General features: G+C 51.0%; 14 protein-coding genes and 5 pseudogenes. 9 read left to right on the forward strand and 10 right to left on the reverse strand.

Translation table 11 applies throughout. The features are described from left to right. Nucleotides 1-27 precede the first annotated feature (27 nt). A pseudogene (locus tag FHP24_RS08015) lies at nucleotides 28-234 on the forward strand (helix-turn-helix domain-containing protein); the annotation flags it as partial. 43 nt (nucleotides 235-277) lie between these two features. On the opposite strand, the gene FHP24_RS29335 reads toward FHP24_RS08015, so the two are convergent. The 4 genes and pseudogenes from FHP24_RS29335 to tnpA all read right to left on the reverse strand — a co-directional run bounded on the left by FHP24_RS29335 (nucleotide 278) and on the right by tnpA (nucleotide 2,927). After that, complete coding sequence (locus FHP24_RS29335; RefSeq protein ID WP_139675307.1) at nucleotides 278-583, reverse strand: hypothetical protein; 306 nt, start codon at nucleotides 581-583, stop codon at nucleotides 278-280. Further along, nucleotides 583-2,148: pseudogene (gene tnpC, locus FHP24_RS08025) on the reverse strand (IS66 family transposase). Before tnpC ends, FHP24_RS29335 begins: the two are co-directional and overlap by 1 nt. Nucleotides 2,149-2,220: 72 nt before the next feature. Continuing rightward, on the reverse strand, nucleotides 2,221-2,568 hold the full coding sequence (gene tnpB, locus FHP24_RS08030) for an IS66 family insertion sequence element accessory protein TnpB (RefSeq protein ID WP_094513857.1): 348 nt from the start codon (nucleotides 2,566-2,568) through the stop codon (nucleotides 2,221-2,223). Next, nucleotides 2,565-2,927 (reverse strand): IS66-like element accessory protein TnpA, encoded by a 363-nt coding sequence (gene tnpA / locus FHP24_RS08035; protein WP_139675309.1) that lies wholly within the window; start codon nucleotides 2,925-2,927, stop codon nucleotides 2,565-2,567. Before tnpA ends, tnpB begins: the two co-directional genes overlap by 4 nt. 104 nt (nucleotides 2,928-3,031) lie before the next feature. Between tnpA and FHP24_RS08040 the strand changes: the two are divergent. Continuing rightward, a pseudogene (locus FHP24_RS08040) lies at nucleotides 3,032-3,784 on the forward strand (IS481 family transposase); the annotation flags it as partial. Nucleotides 3,785-3,866: 82 nt separating this feature from the next. Here FHP24_RS08040 and FHP24_RS29405 read toward each other — a convergent pair. Beyond that, nucleotides 3,867-4,202, reverse strand: coding sequence for a hypothetical protein (locus FHP24_RS29405; protein WP_180355929.1), 336 nt, complete (start codon nucleotides 4,200-4,202; stop codon nucleotides 3,867-3,869). Here FHP24_RS29405 and FHP24_RS08045 point away from each other — a divergent pair. After that, nucleotides 4,149-4,481: pseudogene (locus tag FHP24_RS08045) on the forward strand (IS21 family transposase); the annotation flags it as partial. The gene FHP24_RS29405 and the pseudogene FHP24_RS08045 sit on opposite strands and share 54 nt — an antisense overlap. Here FHP24_RS08045 and FHP24_RS08050 read toward each other — a convergent pair. Continuing rightward, nucleotides 4,419-4,868, reverse strand: coding sequence for an IS110 family transposase (locus tag FHP24_RS08050; RefSeq protein ID WP_210237812.1), 450 nt, complete (start codon nucleotides 4,866-4,868; stop codon nucleotides 4,419-4,421). The pseudogene FHP24_RS08045 and the gene FHP24_RS08050 overlap by 63 nt on opposite strands. A gap of 292 nt (nucleotides 4,869-5,160) precedes the next feature. On the opposite strand from FHP24_RS08050, the gene FHP24_RS08055 reads away from it, so the two are divergent. Next, nucleotides 5,161-6,036 (forward strand): FkbM family methyltransferase, encoded by an 876-nt coding sequence (locus tag FHP24_RS08055; protein ID WP_139675311.1) that lies wholly within the window; start codon nucleotides 5,161-5,163, stop codon nucleotides 6,034-6,036. Between the two features lie 484 nt (nucleotides 6,037-6,520). Then, nucleotides 6,521-7,504, forward strand: coding sequence for a hypothetical protein (locus FHP24_RS08060; RefSeq protein ID WP_139675313.1), 984 nt, complete (start codon nucleotides 6,521-6,523; stop codon nucleotides 7,502-7,504). 70 nt (nucleotides 7,505-7,574) lie between these two features. Here the strand turns inward: FHP24_RS08060 and FHP24_RS08065 are convergent, their stop codons facing one another. The 4 genes and pseudogenes from FHP24_RS08065 to gmd all read right to left on the reverse strand — a co-directional run bounded on the left by FHP24_RS08065 (nucleotide 7,575) and on the right by gmd (nucleotide 11,331). Next, nucleotides 7,575-8,645 carry an FkbM family methyltransferase gene (locus FHP24_RS08065; protein WP_139675316.1) on the reverse strand — a complete coding sequence of 357 codons (1,071 nt, stop codon included), beginning with the start codon at nucleotides 8,643-8,645 and terminating at the stop codon, nucleotides 7,575-7,577. Nucleotides 8,646-8,762: 117 nt separating this feature from the next. Continuing rightward, nucleotides 8,763-8,966: pseudogene (gene cpsB, locus FHP24_RS08070) on the reverse strand (mannose-1-phosphate guanylyltransferase/mannose-6-phosphate isomerase); the annotation flags it as partial. Between the two features lie 228 nt (nucleotides 8,967-9,194). Then, a complete protein-coding gene (gene fcl, locus FHP24_RS08075; protein ID WP_139675318.1) occupies nucleotides 9,195-10,172 on the reverse strand; it encodes a GDP-L-fucose synthase in 978 nt (325 codons plus the stop codon). Nucleotides 10,173-10,179: 7 nt separating this feature from the next. Further along, nucleotides 10,180-11,331: a GDP-mannose 4,6-dehydratase gene (gene gmd / locus FHP24_RS08080; RefSeq protein WP_139675320.1), complete on the reverse strand. Its 1,152-nt coding sequence runs from the start codon at nucleotides 11,329-11,331 to the stop codon at nucleotides 10,180-10,182. A 323-nt stretch (nucleotides 11,332-11,654) separates the two neighbouring features. Between gmd and FHP24_RS08085 the strand changes: the two genes are divergently transcribed. From FHP24_RS08085 to FHP24_RS08100, 4 genes are all read left to right on the forward strand, one after another. Continuing rightward, on the forward strand, nucleotides 11,655-15,179 hold the full coding sequence (locus FHP24_RS08085) for a capsular polysaccharide export protein, LipB/KpsS family (protein ID WP_180355930.1): 3,525 nt from the start codon (nucleotides 11,655-11,657) through the stop codon (nucleotides 15,177-15,179). 119 nt (nucleotides 15,180-15,298) lie between these two features. After that, nucleotides 15,299-15,934 (forward strand): acyltransferase, encoded by a 636-nt coding sequence (locus FHP24_RS08090; RefSeq protein WP_139675324.1) that lies wholly within the window; start codon nucleotides 15,299-15,301, stop codon nucleotides 15,932-15,934. An 81-nt stretch (nucleotides 15,935-16,015) separates the two neighbouring features. Beyond that, nucleotides 16,016-16,846 (forward strand): hypothetical protein, encoded by an 831-nt coding sequence (locus FHP24_RS08095; protein WP_246091632.1) that lies wholly within the window; start codon nucleotides 16,016-16,018, stop codon nucleotides 16,844-16,846. A gap of 190 nt (nucleotides 16,847-17,036) precedes the next feature. After that, entirely contained in the window at nucleotides 17,037-17,423 is a 387-nt protein-coding gene (locus FHP24_RS08100; RefSeq protein ID WP_139675328.1) for a hypothetical protein, read from the forward strand. Nucleotides 17,424-17,623 lie beyond the last annotated feature (200 nt).

The following is a 17,623-nucleotide window of genomic DNA, read 5'->3' on the forward strand; positions in this document are numbered from 1 at the left end:
ATTGTCGCGATCACAGAGGGAAACTCTATGGGCCAATTTCTTCACGGCAGCGCCAAGACCACGCACGCCATTCGAGCAGAGTTACAGCGATCGAAAGCTTCAACCGCGGCGCTCGCGCGGCGGTACGGCATCAACGAAAAAACGGTGAGGAAATGGCGATCTCGGCCAGGCGTCGAGGATGACGCAATGGGTCCAAAAGAGCGCAGAAGTACGGTCTTGTCGGCACTTGAAGAGTGAGCGTCCGGCGAACGCATTTTTGGGGGTCGAGCGATGGAAGCTATAGGTCGCGTTTCATCTCATCGGCCATGATGCGGTCGATTACTTTAGGATCGCACTGTGTTTCGATGAGGAACTTGCGGATACCGCCGTCCCACGTCCTGATGTCGGCGAGTAGGCTTTGAAGTTCTTCGATGCCATTCTCGGTCAGCCCCTTCGTGCCATCTTCACTGCCGTCGCTGACGTAAACCAGTTCGCCTTCGGAGATGTTGTCCGAGTTTGCGGTCACTTCTTCGATCAGTTCGAGGTTCTCGCCGATCATGCCGGCGACTTGGCTGAGTGTGTAGATGAACCTCGAGCGTGCCATCACGCAACCTCGCATCGAGCGTTTGCTGGCGTCCAGTTCCAGGGCAGCAGGTCTTCAATTCGATCCTTGGGATGATCCTGGATCCGGGCAAGGACATCTGTCAGATACACCTCCGGATTTCGCCCGTGCAATTTGACCGTTTCGATGATGGTCAGGATGTTGGCGATGCGCTCACCGCCGCTATCGGAGCCAGCAAAAAGCCAGTTCTTTCTGCCAATTCCGAGCGGTCTCATTGCTCGTTCAGCAATGTTGTTGTCGATTTCGACCCGGCCATCGTCGATGTAGACGCTCAAAGCTGCCCATCTAGACAGGGCGTATCGCATAGCCTCGGCCAGCCTCTGCTTCTATGGCAAAGTTGAGAGTGTCGCCTCGATCCAGGCCTTGAGCTCGTGCAGAATAGGCCGGGCATGGTGTTGGCGCAGGGTGCGCCGCTCGTCAGCCGAGATGCCTTGGATACGGTTCTCGATATCGTAGAGAGCGCCGATGCGCGACAGTGCTTCCTCAGCGATCGGAGAAGGCTTCAGCTTGATCACATCATGGAACTTGCGGCGCACATGCGCCATGCAGGCGGCTTCGACGATCTGATTGCCGTAGAGCTTTTTGTAACCTCCGTAGCCGTCGGCATGCATGACGCCGCTGAAGTTTGCGAGGTGGTCAGCCGGATGCGCGCCTTTGCGGTCAGGGCTGTAGTAATAGGCGATGGCTGCGGGAGTGGCGGATTGATAGCCACTGCCGTCGAAGACGTAGACCCAGACCCTGCCGGTTTTTGTCTTGCCCCGTCCGGGGTCGAGAACATCGACCGGGGTATCGTCCGTATGTATTCGGTCGAGCGCGGCGATATGGGCCCTGATGGCAAGGACGAGTGGCGCAAGCAGACCTGATACGCGGCCGACCCAGTCAGCCATTACGGATCGGGAGATGTCTATCCCCAATCGATCGTACATCTCGGACAGGCGGTAGAGGGGGATGTGATCGTCGAATTTTGCGATCATGATATGGGCGAGCAGCCCCGGTCCGGGTTTGCCGCGCTCGATCGGCAAGGTGGGCATCTCGCCAGCCACTGTCGTATCGCATTCCCTGCAGATCATGCGCTTTTCGACATGCCGGACAATCTTGACTGACGCCGGCACGTGCTCCAGCACCTGGACCACTCTGTCGGCCGCCTTCAGGAACGAAGTGCCACCGCAGGTCGGGCAATTGCACGGAGCCGCATAGACCAGTTCTTCGGTGGTGAGATCATCGGGTAGAGGCTTGCGCTTCGGCTTCTCGGATGCGTCATCCAACTCCGGCAGAGGAGTTTTCCCGGAGCGCAGCTCAGCTTCGGCACGAGAGGCCTCGATCTCCTCCAGCATCAGCTCGAACTGCTCGATCTTCCGGTCGATCTTTTCCGAAGACGCGCCATGTTGCCGATGTCGGAGAAGCTCCAGTTGTGCGCGAAGAAGCCCGATTATGGAGTCTCGCTTGATGACCTCGGCTTCCTGGCTCTCAAGTTTCGCCGCCTGTTCCGCGACGAGTGCGCGCAAAGCAGTGAGCTCGTCCTGACTGTCCAGCGGCGCTGTTTCCATACCCGCGAATCTAGCCGATTTGCAATTGACGCGCCAGCGTGAAGCCTCGCATGCCTCTGCAAAATATAGCTTTTATCCCATTCGGCCGGGAGCGGACGTCCACGCCGGGCGTCGCCAATCAATCCCCTCAACGAGCATGGAAAGCTGCGCCTGCGTCAGGTGCGCTACACCCTCTTTCGCCGTCGGCCATGGAAAGTACCCGCGCTCCAAAATCTTGTAGAATAGGCAGAACCCTTGGCCGTCCCACCAGAGGAGTTTGATCCGGTCAGCGCGCTTTCCGCGGAAGCCGAAGATCGCGCCCGAGCCCGGCGCCTCCTTCACGACCGTTTCGACCAGTGCCGATAGGCCATCGATGCCACGCCGCATATCGGTCACTCCGCAGGCCAGGTAGACCCGCACATTCCCCGATGGTCCGATCATGCCGCCTCCACGCAAGCGACGAGCAGGCCAAGCAGTTTCAACTCAACGTCAACCGGAACCTTCAAGCTCCGACCGTTTCGAAGCAAGATCTCGACGATCGCCGGCCTCGTTGCTGCGGTAGACGGCTGGCTTACGCCAACTTCCTCGGTGATTTCCACTGGGAGGAACACCGTTGGCCGATCGGCATAGCTGAATGATTGCCGCCACAAGCGAATCTGGCCCGGATGAATGTCGTTCCGGCGCGCCACATCTCCGATGCGAGCACCGGGCTCATCAGCTTCCGCAAGTATCCTCAGCTTCGCCTCGTCCGACCAACGCCGTCTGCGCTCGGTACCGGACATGATCTCTATGCGAGCCATGAAACCTCTTCGTTCTGGTACTAATGTCAGCACTAATGCTGGTTCTCATGCCAGAACATCGCCTGATTTTCCCGATTAGCAAAAACAGCTCACCGGACGCTCACCTTGAAGAGGCCGCGATTGTTTCATTGAGAGTGCAGGCTCGGTTGCCACTGGATGACGTCTATATTGCTCTGAAAGATGTGATCCCACATCTGTCCCGTTCAAGCCTTCATCGCTGCCTGCAGCGCCACGGTATCTCCCGTCTTCCGAAGGCGGATCGTGAAAAGCCCAAGCGGTTCAAATCCTACGAAATCGGCTATTTCCATATCGATATTGCAGAGTTGCGATATGATGGCGGCAAGGCCTTCCTCTTTGTCGCGGTCGATCGCACTTCAAAGATCGTCGTCGCCAGAATCTATCGCAAGGCGACAAAGCTTGTAGCAGCCGGCTTCCTCAAGGCTTTGGTCAAAACGGTACCCTACAAAATCCACACAGTTCTCACCGATAACGGTGTCCAGTTCGTGCAGCATGACAGGCGGGCAGAACGTGGTTTCGTTGATCACATCTTCGGCGCTGTATGCTCAGCAAATGATATCGAGCACCGTCAGACCAAGCCTTATCATCCATGGACCAATGGGCAGGCTGAACGCATGGTCAGAACGATCAAGGACGCCACGGTTAAGTCATTCCATTACGCCTCGATCACTGACCTGCGGCGTCATGTCCGGGACTGGCTACTCGCCTACAACTACGCCAAGCAACTCAAAGCCTTGAGATTCAGAACACCGTTCGAAGCCATCAGGCAACTCAACGAGAAAAAGCCAGAAATCTTCATTCGAAACCCAACCCATGACATGCTGGGACCAAACACCTAGTGGTGATTAGTCGATGATGTCGAAATCCGCGGATGTGAGCTTGAGGCCGGTGTCCAACTGGGCAAATTGAATTGCTGGCCCCTTACCATTTCCATCGGCATGTACCAGAGCTCACCAGACTTGCTGTCGTAGATGATGCGATCCGAGCTATCGTGAGCCTTCGTGCCGACATAAAAGCACCTGACGCCAAGTCCCCAACCTTGCCGGCCTTGGTGAAAATATCACCGTCGAGCCAGATCGTATCGATGTTCGTCGACGCAAGCCTCGTGTCAAGGACAAAAGTGTCTTTCCCTGCGCCGCCATGAAGGAAATCATTTTCGAGTCCGCCGTAGAGGCGATCGTTACCATCCTCGCCGTTGAGCGTGCCGCTTTCGCCGAGCATTACGACACCACGGTGGTTCCGGCACGCCCTCGGCATCCTCGCGACAACCCCTCCGCTGAAGGGACGGTTTTAATCGTCGAAAAATGGGTCCTGGCGAGGCTCCGAAACGAACAGCTCTTCAGCCTTGTCGATCTTGATATCCGCATCAGCGCCTTGATCGAGGACCTCAACACCCGAACCATGCGTCGATATGGAAAATCTCGCCGCGCTTTGTTCGATGAAGTCGAACGCTCGCAGCTCAAACCTTTGCCTTCAACGCCGTTTGAGTATGCGGTATGGAAGATCGCCAAGGTACATCGGCAGCTTCACGCCGAAGACTTTGAGCAGGCCTCGAATCTCGTTTTCGAGATCAAGGCATTTTCGCTGCACTCCCTTCCGACTATTAAGAAGCGCACGGGTGTAGTGGCTCTCGACACTCTTCACATGTACGCGGCTGTACCAACCTGACCGAAGCAGTTGAGCGATGCCGCGGGCATCGTTTTTGTCCGTCTTGTTCAGCATCGCCGAAAGAGCGGCATTCATCTGCCGTGCCTCCATGCATACGACGTCGAAGCCTGCCTCCGTCAGCCCGTATACCAGGTGTTGTGTGAGCGTCCCAGCTTCGAGTCCGACCTGGTGTAGAGGTTCGCCGAACTCCTCGAAGCAGCGGACAATACCCTTTTCTCGACAAATCCAATCATGCCGCCACCCAGAGTTGATCACTCGCTACAGTGGCGACGTATAGTATCAAACGCCACGTTGGCGCGAGTATCATCGCTTCTCTGGCGCCCACGCCTCGAAAACCACACATGCGGGCGGACGGTTGCGCCTTGTAGCTCTGGAAAAAATGATTGATGCTGACTGCCGCGGAGATGTCGTGGCGGCCTTCTATATTTTAAGGCTATCCTGACGAGTTTCACAGCCTCAGACCGTAGTGTCTTGGTGCCGATGGCGAGATTTCTGCTAAAGCTGGTAGAGACTATTGCAATTGAAGAAACTTAGGATTCGATGGCTTATGGATATCTTTGAACTGCTAGGTATCGAGAGCAAAATCGAGATTGTAGACGCCGGTGCGTCGCTTGGCGGTCGAAGAACTATCTATCAGGAAATTGCAGAAAATGGCTGGGCTCACATAGTCGGTTTCGAACCAAGTAAAGATGAACTTGTGAAACTCAACGCCCAAAAAAAAGCCTATGAGCGATATTTCCCTTTTTTTCTTGGGTCAGGTTGCGAAGAGGTTTTCTACGAATGCTCGTCGCCTTTCACAAGCTCCATTTTTGAGCCCAACAAGGAACTCCTTGACCACTTTTCAAATCTAGGAGACCTTTGCCGAGTAGAGCATAGGCACATGATTACGACCAAACGCATCGACGATATTGAAGAGATCGAAGATATCGACTTTTTCAAACTGGACATCCAAGGCGCGGAGCTATCGGTTCTTCAGAATGGCCTAGAAAAGTTAAGTTCCGCGGTGGTGGTTCAGGTCGAGGTGGAGTTTGTTGAGCTTTATAGAGGGCAGCCGCTTTTTGCAGATGTCGACGCGTTTATGCGAACGCTCGGATTTCAGTTTCACACGTTCGAATCAATAGGTGGCCGTCCGTTCAAGCCTTTTCGTATGGCTAAAAGCGCGAACCTCGGAATAAACCAATTGCTTTGGGCAGATGCTGTCTACGTCCGCGACTGGATGAAACCAGAAAGCCTGCCATCTCAAAAGCTACGAAAATGCGCTTTGATTTTAGATATGTGCTACGGATCAGTCGATCTGGCGCATAGAATACTCGAAGAACACGATAGAATTTACGGCAGCGATTTCAGCAGGATTTATCAAGTTTCCGCTTTACGCAAAGAAAGGAGCAACCGAATTTTGCTTGTTCACGAAAACGACACTTAACAATTTATTTTTGGATGTCTTTTTCTTGAGGGGCGATACATTCGATGAGAGTTTCGTTCTGTCAATAAAAGGCTGTAGCTGTCCAAGCGGGAAGCTTAGGCGGTCTGCGTACTCACAGCTGTGGGCCTCTGTGCGTTGGAGAAAATCCTTTCCTGAAGTCAGTCCGTAAACGCACCATTGACGAAAATTCTCGATTTTCAAGAAATGATAATCGCTAGCGAATACATGGTCGCAATCTGATGTCTGACATCGTCGCGCGTTCGGGATTAGGAGAATGAGCAGTTGTCTAGCGGAGTGTAACTTACTAAAGCAGGCGTGGGACACAGGCTTCGATGCAAGTCGCCTGGTTAGTTGTCCAAAAGTGCCTTTTCATTCCGACCCGGAGCGGTCGTACACAAAAGATGCCAACAAGTACGGTCGATACAGCAGTGAGCTTTGATTATCGCTCGAGCTGATTGCCAACGAAGCGGAGGTGGCGAAGCCCATGCAAGAACATAAGCCCCGTCATCTGGATGTTGATCAGCTTCTCAATTTGGTAAATGATGAGAGCGCAAGACCTGATCTCGAGAAGAAGATCAGTGATCCCGCACTTCACATGAAAGCAATGCTTCGCTCTGTTTACGAAGAGAGGCGTTGGCGGGCGCAACATGATTTCTTTGATGCCGTCTATCGAGACTACCAGCGAGACGATTTGAGGGAGCGTCCGTTCCTCATTTACGGACCGGGTAATTTTCGACATAAGCACTGGCAAACTGCGGATGTGATCCGTCGATTGAAGCAGCCGAAATCGATCGAGACGATGGGAGGTTCTCACAAAGAGATAGGCATCGATCATGCCTGGAAACAGCACTACGATGATCCATTATCTATTGAGGATAATTCGATCAATGTTGTTTATGCGAGCCATGTGGTCGACTACGCGAGCAATAAAAACAATGATTTCTTTTTCAAAGATGTCCACCGCATTTTGCGTATAGGTGGTGTCTTCAGGCTGACTAGCTGTGATGTAGATCTGGGACTGAGAGCGGCGAAGACGGCCGATTTCGCGTACTATGGGATGTCGCACATTCAGAGAGGTGAGAGCGTTTACAGAAGAACGTTAGGTCTCGATGGCAAAGCTACACCTATTGAATGGTACATATTAGAAAGCTGTTCACTGGTAACTCGCAAAGAGAACAGCACGTATTACCCCCCTGAGCTCTGCGCGGATTTCCTCTGGTCGGACGATAACGTTTATAATGCCCTCGATCTCGCAACGGAATTGTCCGACAGTCCTCTGCGCGAGGCAATAGGTGGGCGCGTAAATTGGTCAAACCCAAATAAAATTACTGGTATGCTGCGCGAAGCAGGTTTTTCCGAAGTTATGACCTCCTCATATGGTCAAAGCTGCTGTCCAGTATTAAGAGATACTCGATACTTTGATACCATCAACCCTGGCATGAGTTGGTACGTTGAGGCAATAAAGTAGTGCAGCTAAAAATATAACCCTGGAGGGCGTCTGAGGGTTTTGAAATCTAAAAGGCTATCATCAATTCCGCTCATCGGGGCCCATTCAATTTTGCTCTTTCTGCTCGGTTGAGTTTGGCTCTAGCCATCTGTTGAATTATTCTCAGCGTAGCGAGAAAAGTATCTCTTTCCGGGCGATCCGCACCTAGTTTGAGTGCCTCGTCACATACCTCCAAGCTTCTCGCGAAATCACACTGACGCAGATGTGCTCTGGCAAGGATTAGCTGGGCAGAGGCCATCAGTTCATGATCGCGCTCCACATTTTTGAGGAACGCTGTTGCCAGGGGAAAATTGCCTCGATCGAACAGTAATTTGGCAACTTCAGGGTAGTTAATGCCGCGAAGCTCCGAGCTGACGATAGCGCCTTGAGCAATCGGTTTTCTAGCCATGTTTAGGTCTTTGAGAACATCTTCGTGAATAAACCAAGCGTCCCATTTCGAGACATCTCGGCAAACTCGTTGATATCCTCTACCTTGAAGTAAAACTTCAATTTTTTTCTCGGCATCAGAATAGTTATGCTCAACGCATATTATTGCAGGTTCCAATTCTGAATATGGGAAGTGCTCTAAGATCGGAAGTTCCAATCCTTCGATATCTAGAGACACAAAATCAATTTCGCTAAGGCTAGATTTATACAGTTCGATCAGGTCACATATGCTTATGGTCTCGACCAGGGTTTTTTCGATGTGCAGGCGCTTACCTCGGGCGTCATGCACATCGGATAGGGAAAAGCCATCTAGTCTCGAAAATTCTGGATTATCCGCAACTAGATCCAGCTCGGCGAAACCTGTCTCGCGCGGTGTGACGGCTTTGTTTACAAGGATCGCATTTCGTTGGCGACGGATTGATGCTGCATAAGTTGGATTCGGCTCGACTAACACTCCCCGCCAGCCGGATCGCTCGAGACAGATCGTATTGCTTATCGATAACGGATCGGCGGCTCCAATATCAAGAAACGTGCCCGATCTAGGTCCAACAACGAATAAAGCGAGCATGTCTTGCCCGAGCTGTGAACTGGAGAATGCGTAATTTTCTGCGTAAAACTGAGCAAATCGATATTCGAACTCAACAATTTCGCTGCTCCCAGGCGAATGTATAGACAACTCGCGATCTCCTTGGTTGGTTTTGGGCGACTGTGTTCTCAGAAGACATTATTCAGATTTCAGGGCAAGAGCGGTGCGTAGAATTAGCAAGCCGGCGATCTGTCAGCTTGGCGTCGGTTAACCTCTTGCACCCTGCGAGCGAGCATAAACGTCTTCATAGCGGATGATATCGTCCTCTCCGAGATAGCTTCCAGTTTGCACCTCAATCACCACCATGCCGGGATTCTCCAACCGATGGATCGCACCAAGCGGAATATACACCGACTCGTTTTCCGTCAGGAGACTTACCTGTTGGTCAACGGTAACTTGTGCAGTATGCTTGCCGCTTACGAAACAGTGAGCGATGGGGTGGACGCTCTCTCTTGTAATGGTTCCAACACAACCATTCTGGCACGAAGATGCCGTTGAGTGGGAGCGTCCACCCCATCGCTCACTATTGAACTGCTTTGGATAGCTTTTCTACTCAACGGCCAAAGGCCGTTACCGGACCCTCCGCAAAGAAGCAGCGGGTGAATTTTCTCGTGCATGTTTATACCGGAGAACACGGTATTAGCTTCGATAGCTAGCTTCTGAAGTAAGAAACCATTTGTAAGTCTCTTCCAGGCCGTCTTTAAGGCTAATACTTGCCCGCCAACCCATTTCGGCCAACCTAGTTCCGTCCATTAGCTTACGCATCGTGCCATCGGGTTTCGAAGGATCCGTAGTTATTCTACCCGAAAATCCGGTAACCTCTGCGACCATTTTCGCTAGCTCAGCGATGCTAATTTCTTGACCTGATCCTACGTTGATATGGCTAAGCATCGTCAAGGTGTTGCGTGCATAGATGTCTTTATCAAGGTCTAGTACAAATAGTGAGGCCTCGGCCATGTCATCCACGTGAAGAAATTCACGCATAGGCGTTCCGCTTCCCCAAATGACAACTTCGCGGGCCTTTTCCAATGCAGCCTCGTGAAAGCGCCGAATGAGTGCTGGCAAAACATGAGAGTTCTGAGGATGGAAGTTGTCACCAGGGCCGTAAAGGTTAGTCGGCATAACTGATCGATAATCTGTGCCGTATTGGCGGTTATAACTTTCACAGAGCTTGATGCCTGCTATTTTGGCTATAGCGTAAGGTTCGTTGGTGGATTCTAGTATCCCTGTTAAGAGAGCGTCTTCGCGCATAGGCTGTGGCGCTTCTTTGGGATAAATGCAGGATGAACCCAACTGTAAAAGCTTTCGGACGCCCGCTGAAAAAGCCTCCTGAATGACATTACATTCGATCATCAGGTTCTGATAAATGAACTCTGCGGGATAGGTATTGTTTGCATGTATTCCGCCAACTTTGGCCGCCGCTAAGATCACCACATCGGGTTTCTCAGCTTCCATGAACACTCGCACGGCTTTCTGATCAATGAGATCTAATTCGGAGTGTTTGCGCGTGATAATGGTCAGCGCTTCTCCAGCATTCCGGCGCGCCTCTAGTTTACGCAAAATCGCGCTTCCCACCATTCCCCTGTGGCCTGCAACGTAAATTTTTTTATCTACCATCGACTTACTACCCCTCAATTGTCACGGGAATCGAGAAGCCATGCTCCGCCAATAGTGCATGGCGTCTTGCGGCCTTGAGATCCTCTGCAACCATCTCTGCGCACATTTCTTGGGCGGTAATTTCAGGTATCCAGCCGAGCTTTTGCTTGGCCTTTGCGGGATCACCGAGCAGCGTTTCTACTTCCGCTGGTCGAAAATAGCGCGGATCGATACGGACGATGACGTCGCCTGGTTTGAGAGCCGAAGCTGTATCACCATCAACCGCATCTATCACGCCTATTTCATCAACTCCTTGGCCTTCGAAATGAAGCGCTATTCCAAGTTCTTTTGCCGCCCAGGTTACAAACTCGCGCACTGAATATTGCAGGCCCGTGGCGATTACGTAATCTTCAGGTTGATCCTGCTGGAGCATTAACCACTGCATGCGGACGTAGTCTTTGGCGTGCCCCCAGTCCCTAAGACTGTCGATATTGCCGAGATACAAGCAAGGCTCTAAACCTAGGGCGATATTGGCGAGGCCGCGCGTAATCTTTCTCGTGACGAAAGTCTCGCCGCGGCGTGGGGACTCGTGATTGAAGAGGATCCCATTGCAGGCATACATATTGTACGCCTCGCGGTAGTTCACGCAAATCCAATATGCATAAAGTTTAGCGACGGCGTAGGGGCTGCGGGGATAAAATGGGGTGGTTTCCCGCTGAGGCGTTTCTTGGACAAGACCATAAAGCTCTGATGTTGACGCTTGGTAAAATCTGGTTTTTTTATCAAGCCCAAGAAAGCGTATCGCTTCCAGCAGACGCAAGGTTCCGATCGCATCTACATCCGCCGTATATTCCGGGGCCTCGAAGCTTACGGCTACGTGTGATTGTGCACCGAGATTGTATACCTCGTCAGGTTCGATGTCTCGAAGTATCCGCGTCAAATTGGAGGTGTCAGTCAGATCGCCGTAGTGCAACTTGAAGCGAGAATTTTCTAGATGAGGATCCTGATAGATGTGATCGATTCTCGCTGTATTGAAGAGCGAGGCTCGGCGCTTTATACCGTGCACCTCATAGCCCTTGGCGAGCAGAAACTCAGCTAGATATGAGCCATCCTGACCAGTTACGCCTGTGATTAAGGCAACTTTACTACGTGATTCAAAGTCCTGCTTAATTTGTTCCATTGATTTTCTCTGCTATTGTGCGATGCAAGAAGGCCAAAATGATTGCCTTTCGCGGCTCGAAGGCCATCTCATATTGCGAAAACTAGCTGTGGTTGCAATCCAAGATGGGAATGGACACATAACGTATACCAGTATGTCGGCTGTAGACGACACGAGCGGTCCGCGCAAGTTGGGCCGTCTCGACGAAAAATTTTATTGGGTGAAGGCCTCCCTGAAACACATAACAGGGCATAGAACCGACGTTTGCCGTCCCGGACAATCTTGAAACTTGATCCGCTGTTATGAGACGGGTTTAGAGATTTATGGACATCATGAGAACTAAGTTGCAGGCAGAAAATATGTTTAAGAATTTTGGCAGATTAATAGCGCTACTTGCTCCTACTCATTCGAAGAAGCTAGAGTCCAAAGCGCGAGACATGGGAAGGCGTCAAAATCCCGTGGTCGAGCCTTCTGGCAATGTCTCAAAGGCGCTCACCGACAGGCATGTGTCGCAAGCAAAAAAATTCGCGAAAACTCACGACTGGCACAAGGCTTTGAAGGAATGGTCTACAGCTAAGTCTCTAGCAAGTGAGCAGGCGAACGTTTCTAATCGCATCTACATCGGCGAAAGCCGGGCATTGCGAGCATTGGCGAGATCTCATCTTGCTCGTCCAAAAATCGAAGAAGCAATCGAGATGAAGGGCCGCCACGCGACGTTGCTTAATGAATACGCATCCGTTCTTGCCGACCTTGGAGAAAACGGTAGGGCAATCGATCTAATGATCGAAGTTGTAGGGGCATCACCCACCAGCGAACGGTTCGCCCAGCTCATCTCTTTGTACGCAGATGAAGGCATGCATGAACGAGCACATTCGACTCTATCGGCGGCGATTCCAAGGTACCCGCAAGACCCGATTTTGCGCGAGGCTGAGATCGCGTTACGCCTTAAATTTGGGGACATTGGCTCGGACGCTACTCTTCTCGATTCATTGTCTGCCACGGATTACCTCTTTCTCGACAAAAGAGTTTCGCAAAGCATGCCAGAGGTTGCTCTCACGATAGGAAGCGAAAACGAAAACATTTACGTACAGAGAATTTTGAATGCAAATCGGTGCATAGCTCCGTTTTCAGAGAAAGACGATCCGAATTCCGTTACGGCATTCGCCGTGTGGGGAGCGACTAAATCTGGCAGGCATGATCTTCTGCGCATGTACGCAGAAAAGCTGAAAAAGCCCTTGCTTACGCTGGAGTATGGATTTGTCAGCTCACTAGATATTGCGCTAAACAAGGCTGCGCAGCACTCGCTGATAGTCAATCCCGGCCCGATATATTTCGACAGCACTCAACCGACTGCGGCGGAAAAGGATCTCAATGATCCCGCTTTCTCGTTAACGAGAGACCAGATTAGGCGCGCAGAAAATTGCATAGCCTTGCTTCGAGATACGAAAGTCACGAAATACAACCATGCGCCTGTTCTAGATATGGAAGTTCGGTTGGGGGAGAAAATTCGACCTCGGATTTTGCTGGTAGACCAACGTTTTGGAGATAAGTCAATCTCCATGGGATTGGCGAGTGCCTCATCCTTCAAAGCCATGTTTGATTGCGCCCTTGCTATGAAAGACCACGATATTTTGGTCAAAATGCATCCCGATGCCATCTCTGGCGGTAAGGGTTCATACCTCAAGGAGCTGGTCGATTCATGTGACGATCCTCGTATTACAGTCATCGACTACGAGGTTAACCCATTCTCACTTTTCGACGTAGTTGACAAAGTATTCGTTGTTGTTTCCCAGCTCGGCTTTGAAGCGGCGTTTTCACAAAAGGAAGTTTGGTGCTTTGGGGTCGCTTTCTACTCCGGATGGGGGGTAACGGTCGATAAGGTACCAGTTCCTCGGCGACGTGTTCCACGCACCGTTGCTGAGGTATTCCATGTGTTCTATTTGAGGTATTCTCGCTATTGGGTTCCGGACTCAGCAAATCATGAGCTCGAGGACCTCATTGATTATGTCGTTGCAAATAGAGCCGTCATCACCGCACCGGTCAATTTGCCGGTATCGCCTTCGAGTGTGGCTAAGAAGATTTTGTTCATCGTACCGAGCGGCCGGGCTGGCGCTTCAGGTCGATATATGCAGACGCTAGGTGAAAGCCTTACAAGCCTCGGCTACTCCGTTACAATCTTGGCTGAGGGAAAAGGCTATCCCATACGAAATGGCGTCCGGTGGAGAACGCTGGACTTCGATGGCTCCAAGCTTACCCATGCCTTGAGGCAGAGATTGGTCGAATTTTCTCCGGACATAATCTATATGAACGGCGTACGGACAAGAGCTCAGCGCGCCGCATTGGAAATAATGTATCTTACTGGCGCCCGGCTGGCAGTCCAATCGGAAGATGATGATGTAGATGTGTATAAACATCGTCGACCATCTGGACGTATTTCCCACCTCACGGAACTAGATAAGGAGCATGTGACCTATGAAGAAGCTGCGAAGTTCCTTTCTAATCTCGATTGGTCCAGCACTCTGAATGTCCTCTTTGATCCAGCGTATGACAGATGGATAGATCCACTACTCCGAATCATCATAAATCGTGCAGCTGAGTTGCATACCGCGATTTGGTATCCGTTTGCCGAAAGATTGCGCGCCGAGTATGGGAAGCCAACCCTCGTTGTTCCCCCTGTAGCCAGCGCTGGTGACTTTAGTCGACCGATGCTGACTCATTCTGAAAGATGCGATGTACTTCGGCGATATGAAATTGATCCTGATAAAATAGTATTTTTCCTAGGTGGGTCAATTTATGAGTATTCAGATGGGTTTCAACTTTTCCTAAAGGCAATCAATCATCTCGCTCGTTTTGCTCCAGGCAAGATTGCGCTAATCATAGCCGGCAAATCCACGGTTGACGTCGATAGTCTCCTAAATGATACGCTTGATCCGGAAATCCAGAGAATTTATCTTCAGCGTCCGTCAGATGCCGTGTTCATGGAGCTGACTAAAGCGTCAGATGTTTGCTGCTCGCCAGGCGGCGACAATCGGTTTGAGCTATACAGGTTGCCGTCCCGTCTTGTGAAGGCGATGGCGATGGGAAAGCCCATTGTGGTGGGTAGCTGCGGCTTTGGTGCAACCTTGCAACACGGACTTAACGCTGTAATCATTGATGGAAACGATCCACTGGCATGGGCAGATCGGATGGCATCTTTGCTAAACAGCGAAACGCGGGAGAGAATCGGTCGCGGGGCTCGTGATTTTGCATTGATCCATTTTGAACCGAGCGTCGTGGCATCGAGACTTAGCGACGCTTTCCAGAACATGAGGTCGGGCACGCAAGGCAATTTCCTGAATATAACAGTCAGCGGAAAGTCGCGAAAAACGGATATTCCGTTGGAGATTGACGCACCCCTCTACAAGCCGCTTGCATCGTTATTCGGTAACGGAATGGACGATGTATCCGACGTACTTCACATCGGCCCTTCATGCCTCGCTTCTTTATCCGATTATATTCGGATGGCACCGCGACGTGTGGGATTAAAGGGAGGCATCCAGACCGAGATGGCGGAGGTCGGGGGGTCAAACAAAGACATTGAGGTGATTGCTGCGGATACCCACCCTATCGACTCTGTAAGGGAGTGGGCCGCGGGTAGCAGGGCGCTTCTCGTATGTGAATTAAATGGCGAGTGCGAGACGATTTCCTACTCCGACTTAATTGCAGCGGCTTCGAAATTTCGTTGGATCATTCTTTCCATTACTGGAACAACCTCAGTCAATCCGGCCGAGATTGCTAGAATGATTGCTGACGGCAACACTCAAGCGGAGGTGATCGATATTCCAGCAGATGGGAACAAGGTATTCGTTATAGCGTCTCGTTCATTTTAGAGCCTCCACCATTTAGGGCATTGTAAATAAAGTTATGGGGACAGCTAACCTAGAGAAATTCCTTCGTCGAAATATCGCTTTCCTGATGGGGACTATGTTGAATTCGCGGGGCGACGCTCGTGGCCTCTGATACGAAAGGCAAGCTTATGAATATCGTAGGTGCTGGTGAAAACGGAAATGAAATTGTAGGATCCCCTCAGAAAACAGAGAGTTGCAATATCCGTTTTCTTGGCTCCCGCGGAAAGCTCATAATACATGAGAATGTCAGCCTTCTGACAGTAAATATCAATGTTCACGATGATGCTTACATAGAGATAGGCTCCGGAAGTCGATATAGGGGTACTTTGAATGTATTGACCGGCTGTTCTGTCAAAATCGGCAAGCGATTACACTGCAATAGTTTTTTGAATATCTCCTGTGCTGAAGAAACTCAGGTATCGATCGGAGATGACTGCCTAATCTCAACGGCGATTATCCGCCCGTCCGATATGCATGCCATTCATGACCGGACAACGGGAGAGCGTATCAATTTTGGTGCTGATGTTGCGATCGGAAACAACGTCTGGCTTGCGCAGGAGGCTATGATCCTAAAGGGCGTCACCATTGGCGACGGTTGTGCGATTGCTGCACGCGCAGTAGTCACGAAAGATATTCCGGCGCACTCGATTGCTGCGGGGAACCCTGCACGTGTTGTACGGGAAAACATTGTCTGGGGCGGTGACTTCCCACTCCGCCGTCCGGGTCTCGGCGGGTGATTCACGCGGTCGTTGCTTGAGGCGGCACAACGAGCTGGGCCTTATCCTGGTCGATTTCAATAACTGGAAATGGCGAATAACATGATTGAGAAGGCGCATGCCGGAGATTTCCTCGGTCGGTTTCGTGAAATCGTCTCAGATCCCCTCAACACCCTGATCCGCAGACATGAACTCGCAGGAGTGGTTCAGGGAGAAGAGGTTTTTCTTCATAACGGTCACGCTGTTCCATTGCGTGGAACCGGCTCCTATTATGGGACCTTCGGAGATATTCTTGTAATAAATCGTGGCGTTCACGAACCCCTTGAGGAATATTTGTTTCAGCAAACCCTAGAAAGAGTTTCTGGAAAGCCGGTCATGTTAGAGCTGGGTGCCTACTGGGGGCACTATTCTATGTGGCTAAAACGTGTTTTTCCCGAAGCCATCACATATCTCGTGGAGCCTGTTGAGGATAATCTCGATGCTGGGCGTAAAAATTTCGAGCGCAACGGTTATGAGGGGATTTTCATTAGGGACAAGGTTGGTCTCGGTGGTTTCAGTGTTGATGCGTTTTTCAATGATAGCGCACTCGAAAAATTGGACATTCTTCACTGCGACATCCAAGGGTTTGAGCAGGAGATGGTCGAAGGCGCAGTAGGAGCCTTCAAAAATAGAAAAATCGATTATGCGTTCGTTTCAACCCACTCTGAGAACTTAGACAATTCAATTTCGGATTTCTTCAATAGTGTCGGCTATCGCATTGAGGCGTCGAGCAGCTTCGTTCATCACACCACATCTCATGATGGATTTATTTTCGCGGCGTCGCCTGGGGCTGCTCCCGTTGTCAGTCGAAACAAGTTTTTTGGTCGTGAGGATGTTGTTAGGTCGACCCCTTCACAGATCTTGCAATATCTTGCCGATGTCTGCGAGAGTTAGTGGAAATTGAAATGTTGGAGCCAGATTCGCGGCACGCTTTGCACTTTTGATCTGGAGCGCGCCACTAACCTTAGCTCGCTCACAACCAGCGGGATATTTAGTTAATTGATCCGAAATTGATCTCGTTTTTATCTGCGAAGTTTGCCCGTATCGCGTTAAGGATGAACTGTGAGGCAGAGGCAGGATATCGATGCAAGTGGTTGAACTGTTAAAGATGTTAATTACGCTTGAAACGGGATATCGTCGTCTTGATGGTGAAATTGCCAAGATACTAGGATGGCGTGAGGTGGCGGAGAAGCTTACCGAGGATGGCGAGACGAAAACCAGATACGTTTGGTTGCATCCGGAAAACGGTCAGCCCGGCAAGGTGCCTTTTTACACCACCAACTTAGATGCCGCGATACAATTCGCTGAAGCCGCGTGTCCCAACGAGCGTTGCGGATTCTCCTGGGAAGATGGAAAAGCCAGCGCGCGCCTTGGAAATGGGCCCTATTTCCAAGCAAAGAACCCTATACTCGCGCTTTCCGCCGCCGCTTTGCATCGTGTAGTTACGACTACCGCGCGTGTGCCTGAGTAACTTTCGATACATCTCCAAACAATGAAAAAAACGAGCTAATATCGAAAAAACCTACAGCGAAAGCAGGCACTTTGTATCAGAGATTGGACGAAGATTTACGTCAGCGGACATCGATGCGAGGTGTCATACTCGGCGACTCCACATTTAGCCGAAACGCTAAACTTTTAGTTGAGAGCCCAATCCGTCTTTCTTGTCATGTT

It is taken from the genome of Aliirhizobium smilacinae (genome assembly GCF_006335145.1).
GTDB classification, from domain to species: domain Bacteria; phylum Pseudomonadota; class Alphaproteobacteria; order Rhizobiales; family Rhizobiaceae; genus Neorhizobium; species Neorhizobium smilacinae.

Bases quoted from the DNA above. Each gene is read 5' to 3' on its own strand.
- FHP24_RS08055 (WP_139675311.1), top strand. From the start codon at position 5,161: ATGGATATCTTTGAACTGCTAGGTATCGAGAGCAAAATCGAGATTGTA.
- tnpB (WP_094513857.1), bottom strand. From the start codon at position 2,568: ATGATCGGACCATCGGGGAATGTGCGGGTCTACCTGGCCTGCGGAGTG.
- tnpA (WP_139675309.1), bottom strand. From the start codon at position 2,927: ATGGCTCGCATAGAGATCATGTCCGGTACCGAGCGCAGACGGCGTTGG.
- gmd (WP_139675320.1), bottom strand. From the start codon at position 11,331: ATGGAACAAATTAAGCAGGACTTTGAATCACGTAGTAAAGTTGCCTTA.
- FHP24_RS29405 (WP_180355929.1), bottom strand. From the start codon at position 4,202: ATGCCGAGGGCGTGCCGGAACCACCGTGGTGTCGTAATGCTCGGCGAA.
- FHP24_RS29335 (WP_139675307.1), bottom strand. From the start codon at position 583: ATGGCACGCTCGAGGTTCATCTACACACTCAGCCAAGTCGCCGGCATG.
- fcl (WP_139675318.1), bottom strand. From the start codon at position 10,172: ATGGTAGATAAAAAAATTTACGTTGCAGGCCACAGGGGAATGGTGGGA.
- FHP24_RS08060 (WP_139675313.1), top strand. From the start codon at position 6,521: ATGCAAGAACATAAGCCCCGTCATCTGGATGTTGATCAGCTTCTCAAT.
- FHP24_RS08100 (WP_139675328.1), top strand. From the start codon at position 17,037: ATGCAAGTGGTTGAACTGTTAAAGATGTTAATTACGCTTGAAACGGGA.
- FHP24_RS08095 (WP_246091632.1), top strand. From the start codon at position 16,016: ATGATTGAGAAGGCGCATGCCGGAGATTTCCTCGGTCGGTTTCGTGAA.